This is a genomic window from Chitinophaga sp., assembly GCF_036569125.1.
Classification (GTDB): domain Bacteria; phylum Bacteroidota; class Bacteroidia; order Chitinophagales; family Chitinophagaceae; genus Chitinophaga.
This window is the reverse complement of sequence record NZ_DATCRF010000038.1, coordinates 1-2,058: the sequence shown is the minus strand read 5'-3', so window position 1 is coordinate 2,058 and position 2,058 is coordinate 1. Positions and strand designations below refer to the sequence as shown.

Here is a 2,058-nt window from a genome sequence, read left to right as displayed (position 1 = left end):
AGGGATCTTCAAACACTGTAAGAAGAACGGGGAAGTGATTGATGTGAGGGTGCAGGGAAATGTAATTGACTTTGACGGGCAGGAAGCAAGGCTGGTGCTTGCTATTGATGTTAGCGCCCAGGTGGCCTATATGAACGCCATCGAAGAACAAAATGCACGGCTCCGGGAAATTGCCTGGGTCCAGTCGCATGTTGTGCGCGCTCCCCTTGCGCGTATAATGGCGTTAATTGATGTGTTAAAGGATAAGGACCTTTCCCGTGAAGATTTTCATAAGTTTATTGAGTACCTGTCTGCTTCAGGTCAGGAGCTGGATAACGTGATAAAGGAAATTGTTGAAAGAACACAGCGGCTTGAAATGCAGTAGCCATTTACACTTCCGGCGTTATGTGTGTTATTTAGTAAACAACTATATCACTTTTTGCAGACTGCAATTTTTTATACGGATCGTTGAGGAACTGCTGCATGAACTGCTGAAAATCCCGGCCGCCTACGCCATGCCCGCGGTTGGTGAACAGCAGCCGCTGGCTGTTAGGCATGTAGTGATGGATCATATCAATATAAAGCGGCCTGCAGGCATTGTCCAGCTCTCCATCGGCCAGCAACGCCGGCTTATTGGAATAAAAAGGCTGCTTGGTGCTTGCTTTAATGGGAGACGATGCCCAGCAATCGCACATGGCGTTGTAAACATCATTAATATGATAACCCTCCATGTAAGGGTAGGCATTATACAGCTGATGCATTACGCTTTCATGGTTATAGGCAGCCTGGTCGGCACAGTACACGGAGATCCGCATGCCGGAAGGCCCCCGGCCATATTGGAACAGATCATCCAGCAGCTGTTTCATATAGCCGTGATGGTTTCCTTTAATGAGCTCTGTAACAACAAAAGCTAGTTCTTTACGATCACCTGAAAGATAGTTCTGTACAATATCCAGCAGATCGTTCCGGGTGTATTGAATGTTGAGGGTATCTGTGGCGCCCTTTTCCAGGTAAGGAATGTAAAAGGTCTTTCCTGCAATGGAGGTAAAATATTGCCGGAACTTTTCCATCAGGCTGCCATATAAAACCTTGTCTGCTGAATCTCTTTCACAACGTGCAAACAGCAGGGTAAGCGCTTCATTAAAATTAGCCGGTTCATCTTCATCAATATGCACAAAGGTGGGCAGGGGAGAATCCAGTATCAAAGAGCGGATGCGGGAAGGATCGTGCTGCAGCACTGCCAGCATTAGACCACCGCTGTATGAAATGCCCCAGAGATTAACGGAATCAATGCGTAAGCTGGTGAGCAGGTCGTGCATGTCGGCAACTGTTTCATCTGTATTATAACCGGAAAGATCAATGCCCCTGACTTCAAGGTCTTTCCGGTACTGTTTTACACCTTCGATCACCATGCTGTCTTTATTCAGGTTTTTCCTGTAAGCGGTTTTAATGGCGTTCGTTAACGCCGGGCTGTTAAGGTTGGGCTGCGCATAATTGGTGCCTCTTTGTTCAAAGGCAATACAATCCCGGTCATTAATAATGTTGCTGCGGGCAGCCCCTGCTGCCCAATCCAGTGAGCTGCCCCCGGGGCCTCCGGTGGTGAACAGCAGCGGGTCTTTCTTTTTATGCGGGTTTTTACTTTCCACTACAATAAACGGGAGCTGAATAGTTTTTCCGTTATTCTTTTTCCTGTTCTCCGGCACTACCAGGTAACCGCAGCGGGTTTTAAAGCTGCTGTCTATTTTAACAGGGCAGGCACAGGGAACAATGGCAGTCTTTTGCTGGGAGCGGGCAATGGGTACGCAGCAGCAAAAAGCAATAAACATCAGGAGTACAGGTTTCATCCGGGAGTTGTTTTAATCAAAAGTAGAACGGAGGGGGAAAATATGGAAGGTAAAAAACGGACATTTTTAAAGAACGCTGCTCATACTTTGACCCGTGAACCGGATCATTTCCCTGTAAAAGTGGCTCATATCATAATAGCCATAATCGCAGGGTGCAAAGGCTTTTTTATTGGCTACATAAGCTGTTAAAGCCATTCTTGCACGCAGTATGGAAAAGTATTTTTTAGGGCTGATG

2 protein-coding genes are annotated in these 2,058 nt (G+C 46.8%); one reads left to right on the top strand and one right to left on the bottom strand.

Features of this window, described 5'->3' with window-relative positions; genetic code table 11:
- Window positions 1-364: hypothetical protein (locus tag VIM87_RS01295; protein ID WP_331995219.1), on the top strand; the 364-nt coding region annotated here is incomplete at its 5' end.
- Window positions 365-395: 31 nt separating this feature from the next.
- Here the strand turns inward: VIM87_RS01295 and VIM87_RS01290 are convergent.
- Window positions 396-1,823 (bottom strand): alpha/beta fold hydrolase, encoded by a 1,428-nt coding sequence (locus VIM87_RS01290; RefSeq protein ID WP_331995218.1) that lies wholly within the window; start codon window positions 1,821-1,823, stop codon window positions 396-398.
- Window positions 1,824-2,058: the final 235 nt, after the last annotated feature.

Excerpts from the sequence above, each read along its gene's own strand:
- VIM87_RS01290 (WP_331995218.1), bottom strand. The coding sequence starts at position 1,823 with ATGAAACCTGTACTCCTGATGTTTATTGCTTTTTGCTGCTGCGTACCC.